The 15,612-nt window shown below is 71.1% G+C and carries 6 protein-coding genes and 1 pseudogene; 6 read left to right on the top strand and 1 reads right to left on the bottom strand.

Going from position 1 to position 15,612, the window contains the following annotated elements:
* Positions 1–101: 101 nt before the first annotated feature.
* Positions 102–3,824 carry a S8 family peptidase gene (locus ACZ4TO_RS06670; protein WP_468023596.1) on the bottom strand — a complete coding sequence of 1,241 codons (3,723 nt, stop codon included), beginning with the start codon at positions 3,822–3,824 and terminating at the stop codon, positions 102–104.
* A 550-nt stretch (positions 3,825–4,374) separates the two neighbouring features.
* Between ACZ4TO_RS06670 and ACZ4TO_RS06675 the strand changes: the two genes are divergently transcribed.
* The 6 genes and pseudogenes from ACZ4TO_RS06675 to ACZ4TO_RS06700 all read left to right on the top strand — a co-directional run bounded on the left by ACZ4TO_RS06675 (position 4,375) and on the right by ACZ4TO_RS06700 (position 15,612).
* Entirely contained in the window at positions 4,375–7,962 is a 3,588-nt protein-coding gene (locus tag ACZ4TO_RS06675) for a S8 family serine peptidase (RefSeq protein WP_468023597.1), read from the top strand.
* 652 nt (positions 7,963–8,614) lie between these two features.
* Positions 8,615–10,093 carry a sugar transferase gene (locus tag ACZ4TO_RS06680; RefSeq protein WP_382788382.1) on the top strand — a complete coding sequence of 493 codons (1,479 nt, stop codon included), beginning with the start codon at positions 8,615–8,617 and terminating at the stop codon, positions 10,091–10,093.
* A 73-nt stretch (positions 10,094–10,166) separates the two neighbouring features.
* Positions 10,167–11,483 (top strand): nucleotide sugar dehydrogenase, encoded by a 1,317-nt coding sequence (locus ACZ4TO_RS06685; RefSeq protein WP_382788384.1) that lies wholly within the window; start codon positions 10,167–10,169, stop codon positions 11,481–11,483.
* Positions 11,473–12,734 (top strand): annotated as a pseudogene (locus tag ACZ4TO_RS06690) (glycosyltransferase family 4 protein). The gene ACZ4TO_RS06685 and the pseudogene ACZ4TO_RS06690 overlap by 11 nt, the downstream one beginning before the upstream one ends.
* On the top strand, positions 12,731–14,098 hold the full coding sequence (locus ACZ4TO_RS06695) for a Wzz/FepE/Etk N-terminal domain-containing protein (RefSeq protein ID WP_468023598.1): 1,368 nt from the start codon (positions 12,731–12,733) through the stop codon (positions 14,096–14,098). The pseudogene ACZ4TO_RS06690 and the gene ACZ4TO_RS06695 overlap by 4 nt, the downstream one beginning before the upstream one ends.
* The gene (locus ACZ4TO_RS06700; RefSeq protein ID WP_468023599.1) at positions 14,095–15,612 is read left to right on the top strand and encodes a Wzz/FepE/Etk N-terminal domain-containing protein; all 1,518 of its coding nucleotides are present in this window, start codon (positions 14,095–14,097) and stop codon (positions 15,610–15,612) included. Before ACZ4TO_RS06695 ends, ACZ4TO_RS06700 begins: the two co-directional genes overlap by 4 nt.

Genomic DNA, 15,612 nt, shown 5'->3' on the forward strand with positions numbered 1-15,612 from the left:
AACGCCGCCGCACCTTTGGGTGCGGCGGCGTCAACTCCCGGACGCGCGGCCACGGGATCCGGCGCGCCGGAGGCCTGGGTCACGCCCTTCGGTTCAGTGGGTCACTTCAGACCGAAGGCCCGGATCACCTCCTGGTCGACGGTCAGCCCGTTCGCGCCCGTGGCGGTGGCCTTGAGCGACACGAATCCGCCCGGCTTCTTCGGGAGGTTCAGCCGCGCCGTCCAGGCTCCTCGCCCGGTCCGGTGCAGTGCGGCCGCCTGCCAGGTGGCGCCGTCGTCGTACGACACCGACAGGGTCGCCGAGTCCGCGTAGGTGACCGAGTCGAGCCATTGCTGCGTCGAGGCGGACAGGGCGAGCTCGACGGGACGCCCCGAGGCGACGTCGCCCGCCAGGTCGGTGTCCACCTCGAAGTGCGGCTGGAGCAGCTGCACCGGTTCCCTCCCCGTGTCGGAGGTGATCGCCCCGGAGGTGAAGCCCCATTCGGAATGGCTGCGCACGGAGGTGTGCCAGTCGTCCGCGTTCCGTGCGTTGTCCATCACCAGCCGGTACGGCAGCGCTTCTGCGGGCCGGCGCAGCGCGCGCACCGAGCGGCTGGAGGACTGTGCGAGCAGGGTGTCGCCCTGGTAGAGCGCCATCTTGCTGGTGCCGGTGTCCAGCAGGCCGGACCGGTCGACGGCGCCGCCGTCGGAGTACGGGGTGACGTACAGGGAGAGGTTGTTGCTGCTGTCACGGTAGGGACCCGCGTAGGCGCTCCCGACCACGGGATGCTGAACCGGCGAGAACCAGCTGGTCGTGTAGCGCTTGCCCGCCGCGTAGCTCACCAGCCCACCGGTGATCTCCTGCCGTCCACGCGTGTCCTCCATGGTGTGGTCCTCGAGCCAGGTGGCGCCGTTCTCCAGGTGGTCCACCCAGTCGGTGCGGACCATCGGGTAGTGCTCCTCCAGGTTGAGGCCGACCGCCGCGCCGTAGGTGGGGACGTCGTAGCGGTAGCCGTACCCGGCGGTGGCGCGGTCCGAGTGGAAACCGGTGTCGACGCGAGCCAGGTCGCGGTCCGGGTCGGGCGCGTAGTTCAGCGCGCGGTCCGGGATCCGGTCGGTGTGACGGGACACCAGGTCGTAGGTGTAGCGGGGGGAACCCTGCGCGTCGATGACGAGTTCCTTGCCGCGAGCGTCCCGCTCGAGCAGGTCGGCCGCCTGGGACCGGCGGACCGAGAGCACCGGGATACCGACCTGCGTGGTCGAGTAGGTCTCGTACAGTCTGCCCGGACGGTCGCTGAGGACGACGAGCGCCTTCGCGCCGGCGGCCTCGGCGTTGGCCACTCGGGTGCTCGCCGGCACCGCGTCGCTGCGGTCCACGATGACGGCCTTGCCCGTGACGTCCGCGTCCGCGTAGTCGGCGTCGGCGCCCGTGTGGACGTACGCGGTGTGCAGTCGGAGCCGTCCGGTGACGGACGCGCTCCCGCCCTGCGAGAAGGCAGGCAACGTGTCGTCGCCCGCCCGGTAGGTGAAGCGGGGTTCCTGGAGGTTCCAGCGGGTGAGGAACTCGAAGTCGCCGTCGCTCACCTTGTCGGTGGGGGTGGCCCACAGCTGGTCCACCGCGATCGGCAGGGTGACCACACTCCGCGTGACGGTGCCGTCCTGCGCGGTGCGCACCATCTCGTACCGCGTCTCGCGCGCCTCGGTCCGCTTCGGTGTCGTGGCGCTGACCCGCCGCGCCTTCGAGGCGTCCAGGGAGACCGTGGCGTCCTGCGTCAGCTTGGTCTCCGGGTCGACCAGGAAGGCCTTCGCCGCCGTGTCCTTGCCGTCGCCGGGGACATCGAGCAGGGACCACACGACGTAGTCGCCCGGCGGCATGCGCAGGGTCTTGGTGCCCGTCACCTCGTACGTCTCGGCCGTGCCGGATCCGAGCCGGGACACGTTGACCGCGCTGGTCGCGGGCTTTCCGTCCTGTCCGCGCACATCGATGGTGAGGTTGTAGCGCTCGCTCTCCTTGGCCAGGGCGAACCCGGTGTGGGCCACGACCTTTCCGGAGGCGTGGTCCTCGGCGGTCACCTGTCCGGAGAAGGTGGTCCCTGCGGCCACCTTCGCGGGATCCAGCGTGAGGACCGCCTCGGCGCTGCCGCCGGCAGGGACGGTGACCTGGTCAGCGGACAGGGTGTACGCGGCGTCCGAGGCACCGGTGGAGAGGTCCAGGGTGACGGGGGCGTCACCCTGGTTGCGGTAGGTGACGGTGCGCTCGGCGACGGGGTCGCCGGCGCTGTGCGGCCAGTCGTACGAGGCCGCGGCGACCGAACCCGTGGCGGTGATCCGCGCGTCGACGGCTGCGGCCACGTCCACGCGGCCGGTGCCCATCTCGTACGGCGTGTAGTCCGGCAGTTCCTTGGACGTGCTCATCAGCGCGTCCTTGAGCTGCTGGCCGGTCCAGTCCGGGTGCCGCTGCTTGAGGATCGCGGCGGCTCCGGCGACGTGCGGGGTGGCCATCGAGGTCCCGGACATGGTGCGGTACAGGCCGGTGGTGCCGGGGACCGCCTGTGAGGCCGCGGCGGTGATGTCCACACCGGGCGCGGAGATGTCCGGCTTGAGGCCGGAGGTCCCGATCAGCGGGCCCTGGCTGGAGAAGGACGCCCGCTCGTCGGAACTGTCCACGGCTGCGACGGTCAGGGCCTTCTCCGCGGAGCCGGGCGTGGAGATCGCCCCGGGGTCGTAGGCGTTGCCCGCGGCGATCACGAACAGCGGTCCGCCGTCGGCCGACAGCGCGTTCACGGCCTGGGCCATCGGATCGGTGCCGTCGTCGGGCGTGGTGTCGCCCAGGCTCATGGAGACGACCGCAGCCCCCTGGTCCTTGGCCCACTCCATGGCCTCGATGATCCCGGAGTTCTGCCCGTAGCCGTCGTTGCCGAGCACCTTGCCGACCAGCAGGTCGGCGGCGGGGGCGACGCCCTTGTAGGTGCCGCCCGAGGCGGCGCCGGAGCCGGCGACGGTCGAGGCGACATGGGTGCCGTGGCCGTTCTTGTCCAGCACCTCTTGACCGGGCACGAAGCTCTTGGAGCCGACGATGCGGTCCTTCACGTCCGGGTGATCGGGGTCGATGCCGGTGTCGAGCACGGCGACCTTGACGCCCTTGCCGTCATACCCCTCGGCCCAGGCCGCGGGCGCGCCGATCTGCGGCACCGAGTCCTTCAGCGTGCCCTTGACCCGGCCGTCGAGCCACAGCTTCTTCACTCCGGCGGACAGGGCGCGGCTCGTACCGGGTGCGGCGACGGCCTCCCAGAACGCTGCCTGCCCGGAACGCTTCACCGTCAGTGCGGCGCCGTGGATGCTGTCCAGACGGTGGGTCAGGGCGCTGCCCTTGGGAGCGGTGGGGGCGGAACGGGTCGCGGCGCCGTAGGTGGCGATCACGGGGAGGCCGTCGGTGTGGGCGTCGTCGTAGCCCATGTCGATGAGGCCGGTGACGTCGAACAGGCGGCGGTCCAGCGTGTCCGCGGCGATGAGGGGGGCGGCCTCGTCGGGAACGACGTAGTAGTCGTCACCGAGTTGCTGCACCTCGACGCCGCCCTCGGCGCCGTCCGCACGGTCGACGGTGAGGGTGTCGCGGGTACCAGGACCGTCCGTGTAGTGGACGACGTCACCGGTGATCAGGGTGACGTCGTAGGAGCGGGTGCCCTGCGCGGGGGCGCGTCCGGCGGGGGCGTCGGGCTGTGCGGCGGCCTGCAGGGGTATGAGGAGGCCGCCGCCCATGGCCGCGGCGCACGTGAGCGCCGCCAGTTGGCCACGCCACCTGCGAGTCGGCCGGGCGTAACCGGGTGTTGGGACTTGGGAGGTCATACGCGGCATCCTCCGTCCTGCCGGGCAACTGATCGGCCTCTGCACGGTGGCGGTCATTCGCCTGGCGACTCACCGCCACCGGGCCCCGATCCGCGCCGGCCGGACGCACTTGGGCGCTGCCGCCCCGCCGCGACGAACGGCGCACGCGACCACTTCCGGTGCTGCTCCTGGGCCGGCCGGCCCAGGCCGGGCAAGGCATTTCTGGCGTCGATGACTGGCTGGTCAGCGCCCTGAACGAGGAGATTTCGAGCAGCCTCGCCGTCGGGTGTCGACAGCGGCGGGCAGCAGCGGAACGTGGCACCGACGGCAGGCGGCGCTCCCGCGGAAAGCGGACGGGAGATGAACGTCAGCATGGCTCTCGGTGGTCGTTCGGCAGCCTTGCGTCATCCGCCCCGCGTGACTCAGGATCCACCCCGCCAGCCCAGTTGCTTGCATCCCCACACCCCATCCCAGCGGGCAGCGACGGCTGTCAGTGGCGCCACGCCACGCCTATGGGAGCGCTCCCCCCATGAGCGGGAGCTCCTCAACCGACTCCTCTTAAGGAGAGCTCGTGTTCGGACGTTTCACACGTCTCAGACGGCGGTCCTCCGCGACCTTCGTCACCGCCGCGATGACGGCGGTGCCCCTGGTGGTCGGAACCCTGCCGGCCCAGGCGCAGACGGACCCCACCCCGTACTCCGCCTACCAGGCGAAGTCCGAGGGCAAGGTGCTCGAGCAGTTCGCCGACCGGAAGAAGGTGACCTTCTGGGTCGGCTTCGCGCAGGAAGCGGACGACGCGTCCGCCCGTGCGGCGAAGGGCAAGACGGCGAAGGGCCGTGCCGTCTACCGGACGAAGACCGCGTTCGCCAAGAAGTCCCAGGCCGGGGTCATCGCGCTGGCCGAGGAGGCCGGGGCGAAGCACAAGTCGTTCTGGATCTCGAACACCGTGAAGATCACCGGTGACAAGGCGCTCGCCGAGAAGATCGCGGCCCGCTCGGACGTGGCCACCATCGAGGCCGACGACCCGGTCGAGCTTCCCGACCCGCTGCCCGGCACCAAGGAGCCCCGGACCAACTCCGTCGAGTGGGGTATTGACCGGATCAATGCCCCCAAGGTCTGGAACGACCTGGGCATCCGCGGTGAAGGCATCGTCGTGGGCAGCATCGACACCGGCGTCCAGTTCGACCACCCGGCCCTCGCGTCCAAGTACCGGGGCCTGAAGGTGGACGGCACCTACGATCACGCGTACAACTGGGCCGATTTCACAGGTACTTGCCCGAGCTCCGCGCCCTGCGACAACCACGGCCACGGCACCCACACGACGGGCACCATGGTCGGCGACGACGGCGCCGGCAACCAGATCGGCGTCGCGCCCGGTGCCCAGTGGATCGCGGCCAAGGGCTGCGGAACCAGCTCCTGTTCGCAGGACGCCCTGCTTGCCGCGGGCCAGTGGATGGTCGCCCCCACGGACTCCTCCGGCGCCAACCCGCGCCCGGACCTCGCGCCGGACGTCATCAACAACTCGTGGGGTGCCGACATCATCGACACCTGGTACAAGGACACCGTCCAGTCGTGGCGTGACGCGGGCATCTTCCCGGCCTTCTCCAACGGCAACAACGGAACCGCGGGCTGCAACACCGCGGGCTCGCCCGGCGCGTATACCAACACCTACGCCTCAGGCGCCTTCGACAGCGACAACGTCATCGCGCCCTTCTCCTCGCGTGGCACCGGTGAGGCCGGCACCATCAAGCCGAACATCGCCGCACCGGGTGTCAACATCCGCTCGGCCGCGCCCGGCGGCGGTTACGCCGTCATGTCCGGTACGTCGATGGCCTCCCCGCACACCGCCGCCACCGTGGCGCTGATGTGGGCGGCTTCCCCCTCTCTCCGCGGCAACGTCGCGGAGACGGAGAAGATCCTCAACGAGACCGCGATCGACACCGACGACACCAGTTGCGGTGGCACCGCGGCCGACAACAACGTCTGGGGCGAGGGCCGTCTGGACGCGTACGCCGCGGTCAGCGCCACCCCGCGCGGTGCGCTCGGCACGCTCGGCGGCAAGGTCGTCTCCGGTGACGCGGGCGTCGCCGGTGCCACCGTGACGCTGGACGGACCGATGAAGTCCACCCTCACCACCGGCGCGGACGGTTCCTACGCCCTGGCCAAGATACTGGTCGGCGACTACAAGATCACCGTCTCCAAGTTCGGCTTCCGTCCCACCGAGTCCACCGTCACGATCGTCGACGGCGAGACGACGACCAAGGACTTCACTCTGGAACAGGCGCCCAGCGCGACCCTCACCGGCAAGGTGACGACCGAGGCCGGAGCCGAGGCCGGAGCGGGCATCGTGGTCCAGGGCACCCCCGTGAAGGCGGTCTCGGCCGCCGACGGCACGTACACACTGACCCTGCCGGCCGGTACGTACACCATCGCCGTCACCCCGGTCAGCCTCTGTGCCACGGGGACGACCGCCAGAGTGGAACTGACCGCCGCGGCCGACAAGGACTTCTACCTGGACAGCCGGGCGGACGCCTTCGGCACGACCTGCCAGGTCGGCACGGGCGCCTTCCCGACCGGCGACACGAAACTGGCCGTCAACAGCCCCACGACCGGCTCGGCCCCCCTCGATCTGCCGTTCCCGGTCGCGCTGTACGGAAGGACCTACCGATCCGCCACCGCCACCGTCAAGGGCGTGCTCGCGTTCGGCACCTCCAGCATCACCTCGGCGAACATCAGCCTGCCGTCCACGAGCGTTCCCAACGGCGCTCTCTACCCCTTCTGGGACAACCTGCAGATCGACTCCGCCTCCAGTGCCTCCGGCGTCTACTGGGCGTCCCGCGGCACCGCGCCGCACCGCTCGGTGGTCGTCGAGTGGCGGGACGTGACGTTCATCTCGGCGCCGACCCAGCGGATCACCTTCTCCGCGGTCATCGGTGAGGACGGCACCGTCTCCTACCACTACAAGGACATCGGCAGCGGCACCTACGAGAACGGATCCAGCGCCACGATCGGCGTCGAGAACGACAACGGCACGGACGCCCTGATGTACTCGTACAACAAGGGATCCGTCACCGATGGTCTGAGCGTCTCCTTCAGCACCGGCAAGAGCGCGGTCGTCTCCGGCACGGTCACCGACGACAACGACGGCAAGCCCGTGGCGGGCGCCACCGTGAAGGTCGGCCAGGGCGGCAAGGACGTCGCCACCGGCACCACGGGCGCCGACGGCAGCTATCTCGTCCAGGTCCCGGCGGGCACCACGGAGTCCGGCTACGACATCGCGGTCTCCGCGGACCACTACGCGGGTGCCACGGCGGAGCGCAAGCTGGCGGCCAGGGGCATCGCGGTGGCCGACGCCGTTCTGAAGACGGGCCAGGTCGCGACCTCCACGGCGCAGTTCAACGTGATCGTCCCGGCGGACCAGGAACGGACCCGCGCGCTGACCCTGAGCAACACGGGCGCCGCCACCGCCTACACGGTGAAGAAGAAGGACGGCGCCGCCTGGGTCACGATGACGACCACCTCCGGCGAACTGCCCACCGGCGCCGAGCAGAAGCTGAACCTGGTCTTCGACACCAAGGGCGCGACCCCGGGCTCGGTTCTCACCGACACCCTGCTCATCTCGTCGGAGAGCGGCAGGGCGCCCGTCGTCGAGGTTCCGCTGAAGCTCGTCGTCCCGGCCTACCAGACGGCGCTCGACACCGGATCCACCGGTTCGGTGACGGACCGGCTCGGTGACACCTGGGCACCGGACCACGCCTACGCGGCCGGCTCCTACGGCTCCATCGGCACCACGAACAGCATCGGTACGACGAAGACCATCTCCGGCACGAACGAGCAGGCGCTGTACTCCACCGCCCGCACCGGCGCGCTGGAGTACCGCTTCGACAACGTCCCGAACGGCGTCTACCGCGTCGAGTTGGGCTTCGCCGAGGTCAAGGGCACCAAGCCGGGGGCGAGGGTCTTCGACGTGCTCGCCGAGGGCAAGGAGTTCGTCTCCAACCTCGACGTCGCGCTGGAGACGGGCACGTACACGGCCCTGGCCAAGACCCTCACGGTCAAGGTCACCGACGGCCAACTCAACGTCCGGCTGTCGGCCCTCCACGGCAAGTCCCTGGTGAACTCGATCCGGGTCACCGAGCGGCCCGACCTGGAGAGCTGAGTCACGGCGGCCTGACGCATCGGACAGAGCGGCCCGCCCGGCATTCCGCCGGGCGGGTTGTCAGGCTCTCGTGCACGAGCCTCTACATCGTCTTCAAACGGCGCGACTGGCTCTGAGCGACGCCGAGGGCGACGGTTCCACATCGGCCGGTTTGCCGAACTGTGCTCTGTGGAAGGCCTGTTGAGGCTCGTCGATCGTCAACGGCCGCCCGCCGAGGAAGTGCTGCTCAAGGGCACGGTGGGGTCAAAGCGCCCGGAGGGGGACAACCGTCGGCGGAACCGGCACCAAATCTTGAACACAAATTCCACACATCCCCCTCTTCATAGCGGCCCTGATGGTCTAGATTGACCGTGCTTCAGCTGTTCGGACATGAGGCGACCAATAATGATCTATAGGTCCGGCGCCAGGAATGCCAGCATTGGCCTCCTGGACGCCAGACACGGGGGCGGTCGGTCCTCGGAACCCTGACGGGTTCGGGTGCGGGGAGCACCCGGCTTCTCCACGGGGATTCCGGACACACAGCGCGGCGCGGGAGGCGGGGGCCTCCCGGGGGGAGGAACAGCGCGGCGCGGCACGGGGGGCGGGGGTGCCTCCCGGTGGCGAGAAACAGTGTTAGGCGAACACGTCGAACCACTGGAACCTGGGGGGTTCTGTGCGGCAAGGGGGACTAGTACGTCCGTTTCCGTCTGCGCGCGAGCGTCTGACGGACGGGGCGATGCATCAGCCTGCGACCGACTGGGAGCAGCGTTACCGCCGTACCGTGATCACGAGTGACATGGTCGCCACGGCCGTCGTCGTGGCGTCCATCGGCAACTTCTTCGGTGCCCGGGACGCGGCCAACTGGCATGAGAAGTGGGGCATCCTCGCGTTCGGCACCGAACTGCTGGTGCTGGGGGCACTGGCGGTGAGCCGTGCGTGGGCTCCGGCCGTCTTAGGCCAGGGCGCGGAGGAATTCCGCCGGCTGGGACGCTCGCTGTTCGCGGCGACCGTGGTCCTGGCGCTCGGCGGGATCGCCCTCACCTCGCGCAACATCAAACTCTGGATCTTCGTCGCGATCCCCGCGATCGCGATCGTGACCATGACGGTGCGCTATCTGCTGCGGCTGTGGCTGCACAAGCAGCGGAAGGAAGGCCGGTGTCTGCGACCGGTGCTCGCCGCCGGCAGCCCCGCCACCGTGCGCGATCTGGTCACCCGCACCCGCAAGTTCCCGCACCTCGGCTGGCGGGTGGAGGCGGTCTGCACGACGGACGGTCACGGATTCGACGGTGACCAGCTCGACGGAGTGCCGGTCGTGGGCCGGCTGGCGGACGTCGCGAACCATGTGCACCGCGACGGCTACCGCGTCGTGGCGGTCACCCCGGACCCGCACTGGTCGCCGGACCGGCTGCAACGGCTGGCCTGGAACCTGGAGGGCAGCGACGCGGAGATGGTCGTGGCCCCCGTGCTGATGGAGGTGGCCGGTCCGCGGCTGCACGTCGACGCGGTGCTCGGGATCCCGCTGCTGCGGGTCAGCATGCCGACCTTCACCGGCGGCCGCCGCGCGGTCAAGGTGGTCGTCGACCGGCTGGGCGCGGCCGTCCTGCTGCTGCTGTTCGCGCCGCTGATGGTGCTCGTCGCCCTGCTCGTGATGCTGGACAGCCGGGGCGGAGCGTTCTACCGCCAGCGCCGGGTCGGCAAGAACGGCCGCGAGTTCACGATCCTCAAGTTCCGCACCATGGTCTCCGGGGCCCACAAGGCGCGTGCGGAACTGGCCGGCCTCGACGAAGGTGCCGGCCTGTTGTTCAAGGTCCGCCGGGATCCGCGGGTGACCCGGGTCGGAGCAGTGCTGCGCCGGTACTCGATCGACGAACTCCCGCAGCTTCTCAATGTGTTGGCCGGATCGATGTCGCTCGTCGGTCCGCGGCCTCCGTTACCGGAGGAGTCCGCCGCGTACGGCCCGGACATCCGGCGGCGGCTGCTGGTCAAGCCCGGGCTGACCGGCCTGTGGCAGATCAGCGGACGCAGCGACCTGTCGTGGGAGGAGGCGGTGCGGCTGGACCTCCGGTACGTGGAGGACTGGTCGCTCGCCCTGGACACAGTGATCTTGTGGAAGACGCTGCGTGCGGTGCTCTACGGGCAGGGGGCCTATTGATGCGCGGAGGGCGTCGTCCGGCAGGTGCGGGTACGGCAGACCGCAAGGGTCTGCCCTGGGGGAGGAACGGGTCATGAAGGTCAGCGTTTTCGGGCTCGGCTACGTGGGCTGTGTGTCGGCCGCGTGCCTGGCCGGCCAGGGCCACGAGGTCATCGGCGTCGACGTCAACCAGGTGAAGGTCGACCTGGTCAACGACGCCAAGGCCCCGGTGGTCGAGGAGGGGATCGGCGAGCTCGTCGCCGACGTCGTGGGGAGCGGGGCCTTACGCGCCACCACCGACGTCCGTGACGCGATCGCCAACAGCGAGGTGTCGCTGATCTGCGTGGGCACGCCCTCGGAGCCCAACGGCAGTCTGTGCACCACGTACTTGGAGCGGGTCACCGAGGAGATCGGTGCCGCGCTGGCCGAGCGGGGCGGCCGGCACACCGTCGTGTTCCGCAGCACCATGCTCCCGGGCACCTGCCTGAACCTGCTGCTGCCGATCCTGGAGAAGTACGTCGGCGGGACGGCCGGCGTGGACGTCGGGGTCGCGGTCAACCCGGAGTTCCTGCGCGAGGGCACGAGCGTGCGGGACTTCTTCGACCCGCCGAAGACCGTCATCGGCGAACTCGACGCGGCGAGCGGCGACGTGGTGGCGGCACTGTACGAGGGCCTGCCCGGCGAGGTGTTCCGGGTGCCGATCCCGGTGGCCGAGGCGATCAAGTACGCGGACAACGCGTTCCACGGCCTCAAGATCGGTTTCGCGAACGAGCTGGGCGCGGTGTGCCAGGCGCTCGGGGTGGACTCGCACCAGGTCATCGACGTGTTCCTGGCCGACCGCAAGCTCAACATCAGCCCGGCCTACCTGCGGCCCGGCTTCGCCTTCGGCGGCTCGTGCCTGCCCAAGGACCTGCGGAGCCTGGTCCACGCGGCGCAGCGGGCCGACGTGTCGGTGCCCATCCTGTCCCACGTGCTGCCCTCCAACGCCGACCATCTGCAGCGTGCGGTGGAGCTGGTCGAGCGCACCGGCAAGCGCAAGGTGGGCCTGTTCGGGCTGTCCTTCAAGCCCGGCACCGACGACCTCCGCGAGAGCCCGCTGGTCGAACTGGCGGAGCGGCTCTTCGGCAAGGGCTACGACCTGCGCATCCACGACGCCAACGTGAGCCTCTCGCGGCTGCTCGGCGCGAACCGCGAGTACATCGAGACCCGGCTGCCGCACCTCGCGCAGCTCCTCGCGGACTCCGTCGACGAGGTGCTCGAACACGCCGAGGTCTGCCTGGTGGGGACGAAGGACCCGGCCGTGCTGTCGGCGCTTCCCCACGGCGACGGTCCCGTGATCGTCGATCTCATCCATCTCCCCGACGCCGACGCGCGCCGGGCCGAACCGGGATACATGGGCCTTGCTTGGTGACTCGACCAGCGGCGACCGGCCTGGCCGGCGCGCGCTGATCCTGGTGGAGAACCTGTCGGTGCCGTTCGACCGACGGGTGTGGCAGGAATGCACGACCCTGCGCGACGCGGGCTGGACGGTCCACGTCATCTGTCCTCAGGGCAGCAAGCGGGACACGGAGCCGGAGGCGGTGATCGACGGGGTGCGGATCCACCGCTACCCGTTGCGCGCCGCCACCGGCGGGCCGGCCGGCTATCTGCGGGAGTACGGATCGGCGTTGTGGCACACCATGCGGCTGGCCCGGAAGATCGGGCCGGTCGACGTGGTGCACGCCTGCAATCCGCCCGACCTGCTGTTCCTGCCGGCGCGCTGGCTGAAGCGGCGCGGTGCGCGGTTCGTCTTCGACCAGCACGACCTGGTGCCCGAGCTGTACCTCTCGCGGTTCGGCCGCGGCGAGGACCTGCTCTACCGCGGCGTGTGCGCGCTGGAACGGATGACCTACCGGGCCGCGGACGTCGTGCTCGCCACGAACGAGAGCTACAAGGACACCGCGGTGCGCCGTGGCGGCCGGCGGCCGGAGGACGTCTTCGTCGTGCGCAGCGCGCCCGACATCGACCGGTTCCACCCCGTGCCGCCCGAGCCGGAGCTGAAGCGCGGCAAGCCCCATCTGCTGTGCTACCTCGGGGTGATGGGACCGCAGGACGGCGTCGACTACGCGTTGCGGGCCCTCGCGAAACTGCGCGACGAGGTCGGCCGGACCGACTGGCACGCGGTGTTCGTCGGTGGCGGCGACACCTTCGACGCGATGGTCGAGCTGTCGCGGGAGCTCGGGCTGGCGGACCAGGTGCAGTTCACCGGGCGCATCCCGGACGCGGATCTGGTGCGCTACCTGTCCACGGCGGACGTCTGCCTCTCCCCCGACCCGCACAACCCGCTCAACGACGTGTCGACCATGAACAAGGTCCTCGAGTACATGGTGATGGGCCGGCCGCTCGTCTCCTTCGACCTGCGCGAGGCCCGCGTCTCCGCCGGTGACGCGGCCGTCTACGCGCCGGCCAACGACGAGAGCGAGTTCGCTCGGCTCGTCGCGCTGCTGCTGGACGATCCGGAGAAGCGGGCCCTGATGGGCAAGATCGGCCAGGAACGGATCAGCGGCCCGCTCTCGTGGCGGAACTCGCAGGCGTCCCTGCTCGCCGCCTACGCCGCGGCCTGCGGCGACGACGCTCCGGCGGGCGGCCCGGACCGTGCACAGGGCGGAGGCCGCACCGTTGAACGATGACACGATTCGCCTGGTCACGATCGGCCGGATCATCCGTCGGCGCTGGCGGCTCCTCGCCGCGCTCGCCCTGGTGGGCGCGCTCGCCGGATACGGCACCTCGCTGCTCTTCCCGCCGCGCTACACGGCGTCGGCGTCGGTCCTGCTGCCCGGCGCCTGGGAGGAACGCGAACTGCTGACCCAGCAGGAGATCGCGACCAGTTCGGTGGTGGTCGACGCGGCGGCCGACGCGCTGCACTGGACCGGGGCCGCCAAGAGCGACCTGCGGGACCAGGTGGGCGCGAAGACCGCCGACGGCAACATCATCAAGATCTCGGGCACGGCCGACACCCCGGAACGCGCTCAGCGGGTCGCCGATCAGGTGGCCCGGCAGTTCGTCACATTCGCCGCGCGGGTCGCGGACAACAACACCGACCCCGACACCGCGGCGCAGCGCGAGGCCCTGCAGCAGACGGTGATCCAGACCGGCAAGCGCATCACCGAGCTGGCCGACGCCGCCGATCCCGGCCAGACCGTGGAGAGCGTGCAGGCCCGCACGGAGCTGGAGAAGCTGCGCACCACGCTGCAGGAGGCCCTCAGCAAGCTGGACCAGGCCGACCCCGCCGCCGCCAAGGCCAACATGGTCGTCATGGGCTCGGCCCCCCGGCCGACCGGCGAGGCACCGCCGACGCGGATCCAGCTCGTCGTCGCCGGGGCGCTGCTGTTCTTCCTCCTCGGAGTCGTCGGCCATCTCACCGCGGCCCGCATGAGCCGCCGGCTGCGCACCCAGCCGGAGATCGCCGCGGCGCTGAACGCGGAGCTGCTGGGCACCGTCGACGTGCCCGCCGAGCGGCCCGCGCACCGGCCGGAGGACGGCGGCTCGCGTGCGGGGATCCGTCGCCTGCTGGGCGTCGACGTCCGCTGGGACGTCCCCGCCCCGCAGGCCTCGGTCGACGAGGTCAGCAGGCAGATCCGCTACCAGCGCGTGTGCGCCCGGCTGCGGGACCGGCTGCCGGCCCCGCGGCGGCTGCTGGTCCTCGTCCCGGACGGCGACGAGACCGCCCGCCTCGCGGCCGGCCGGCTCGTCGCCGAGGCCGGAGGCGATCCGGTCCTGCGGACGCTGGGGGTCTCGCCGTCCCAGCCGCTGGTGCCGGACCGCGGCAGCGAGTCCGGCGCACTGGTCGTGCTCAGCCCCGGCAACTGGACCGCGGCCGAGCTCGCCGGAATCGCCGAGGCCTGTGCGGACGCCAAGCACGAGGTCGTCGGCGTCGTCCTCGCCGGCATGGTCCGCGCCGTCGCGGCGCGGTCCGCCGGCCGTCCCCGGAACGCGGCCCCGCCGTTGCTCGCGGTCGGCCACGACGTGAAGGGAAGTTCAGGGTGACGACGAGTACGACATCGGAGTCGTCGGCCTCCGCTCCGCTGCTGGACCTGCAGGCGCTGGTGGTGGCGGTGCGCAGACGGCGCCGCTTCTGGTGTGCCGCCGGTCTGCTGGGGCTGCTCGTGGGCGCGGCGGTGGCGGTCCTGCTGCCGGCGCCGCCGACCGCGGTGACCAAGGTCCTGGTCGCGCACCAGGAGGACCAGCCGAACGACCCCGGGACGCTGATCCGCACCGACGTCGCGCTGCTCCAGACCACACGGATCGCCGGCGAGGCCCTGAAGTCCCTGCACTCCTCGGAGAAGCCCGAGGACTTCATGCGGGACTACTCGGGGGTCGGGGTGACCAACAACCTGCTCCAGATCACGGTGACGGGTGACAGCGACGCACAGGCGGAGGCCCGCGCCAAGGCGCTGGCGGACGCGTTCGTCGCGGACCACGTGAAGCGGATCCGGTCGGCCGCGGACGCCGAGGCCAAGGCCCTGCTCGACCAGCGTGACCGGTTGCAGGGCGAACTCACCAAGGTCAACAAGGCGATCGGGGACGGTTCCGCGCAGAGCGGGCCGACGGCGTCGGCGGACCTGGAGTCCCTCTTCGCCCGCCGGGCCGAACTCACTTCGCGGATCACCGATTTCGGCCAGCGCGCCGCGGAGGCCCGCATCGGCACGCCGCAGCTCATCGCCGGCACACAGATCGTGGACGCGCCGAGCGCGGTGCGTGCCTCGCTGCCCAAGGCCGCCGCCACCAACAGCGCCATCGGGCTCGTCCTCGGCCTCGTCCTCGGGCTCGCGGTGGCCGCCGTCGGTTCGGTCGTGGCGGACCGCCCGGTGCTGCGCCGGGAGATCGCGTCGAACCTCGGCGCCTCGGTCGTCGCCGAGCTGCCCCGTCGCAAGGGCCGGCTGGGGCGGCGCCGGCGGGTGCGGGTGGCACGCGAACGGCTCACCACGTCGCTGGCGCGCACCGCGCGCGGCTCCGCGGAACCGGTGTCGCTGCTCGAACTGGGCTGTGCGCGCGGCACGAGCGCGATCGCCCTGGACCTCGCCCGGGCGCTGGCGGCGGACGGACCGGTGGTCGTCGTCGACGGCCTGCCGGGCCCCCAGCTCGCCAAGCGCCGCCCGAAGCCGGGCGACCCGACGGTGGTCGGCGCCGAGACCGCCGGGTCCCTGCCGCACCAGGACCGCAGGGTCGGGGTCGGCTCGGTGGCACCGGGCACCGCGTGGACCGACCTGCGCCACCTGGGCACGCGGACCGTCCTCGTCGTACGGGCCGGGCACGGCAGTTCGGCATGGCTGCACACCGTGGCACGGCAGCTCGCGGACCAGCGGATCGCGGTGATCGGAGTCGTGCTGATCGACCCCGATCCGCGTGACCGGACCGACGGCACGCTGTGGGACGGGCTGAGCACCGCGCTGCGCGGCCAGGACGAGCGGTCGGCACGGCAGAGCGGGACGGCCCGGCGGACGGAGCGGCAGCCCATGTGGGCCGCCCGCGTCCCGGACAGCGACCAGGAGGCACGGTAG

The sequence above is a fragment of the Streptomyces sp. NPDC028298 genome (assembly GCF_055565895.1).

What these genes read in the sequence shown, in the direction of transcription:
- ACZ4TO_RS06670 (WP_468023596.1), bottom strand. Translation starts at nt 3,824, where the DNA reads ATGACCTCCCAAGTCCCAACACCCGGTTACGCCCGGCCGACTCGCAGG.
- ACZ4TO_RS06685 (WP_382788384.1), top strand. Translation starts at nt 10,167, where the DNA reads ATGAAGGTCAGCGTTTTCGGGCTCGGCTACGTGGGCTGTGTGTCGGCC.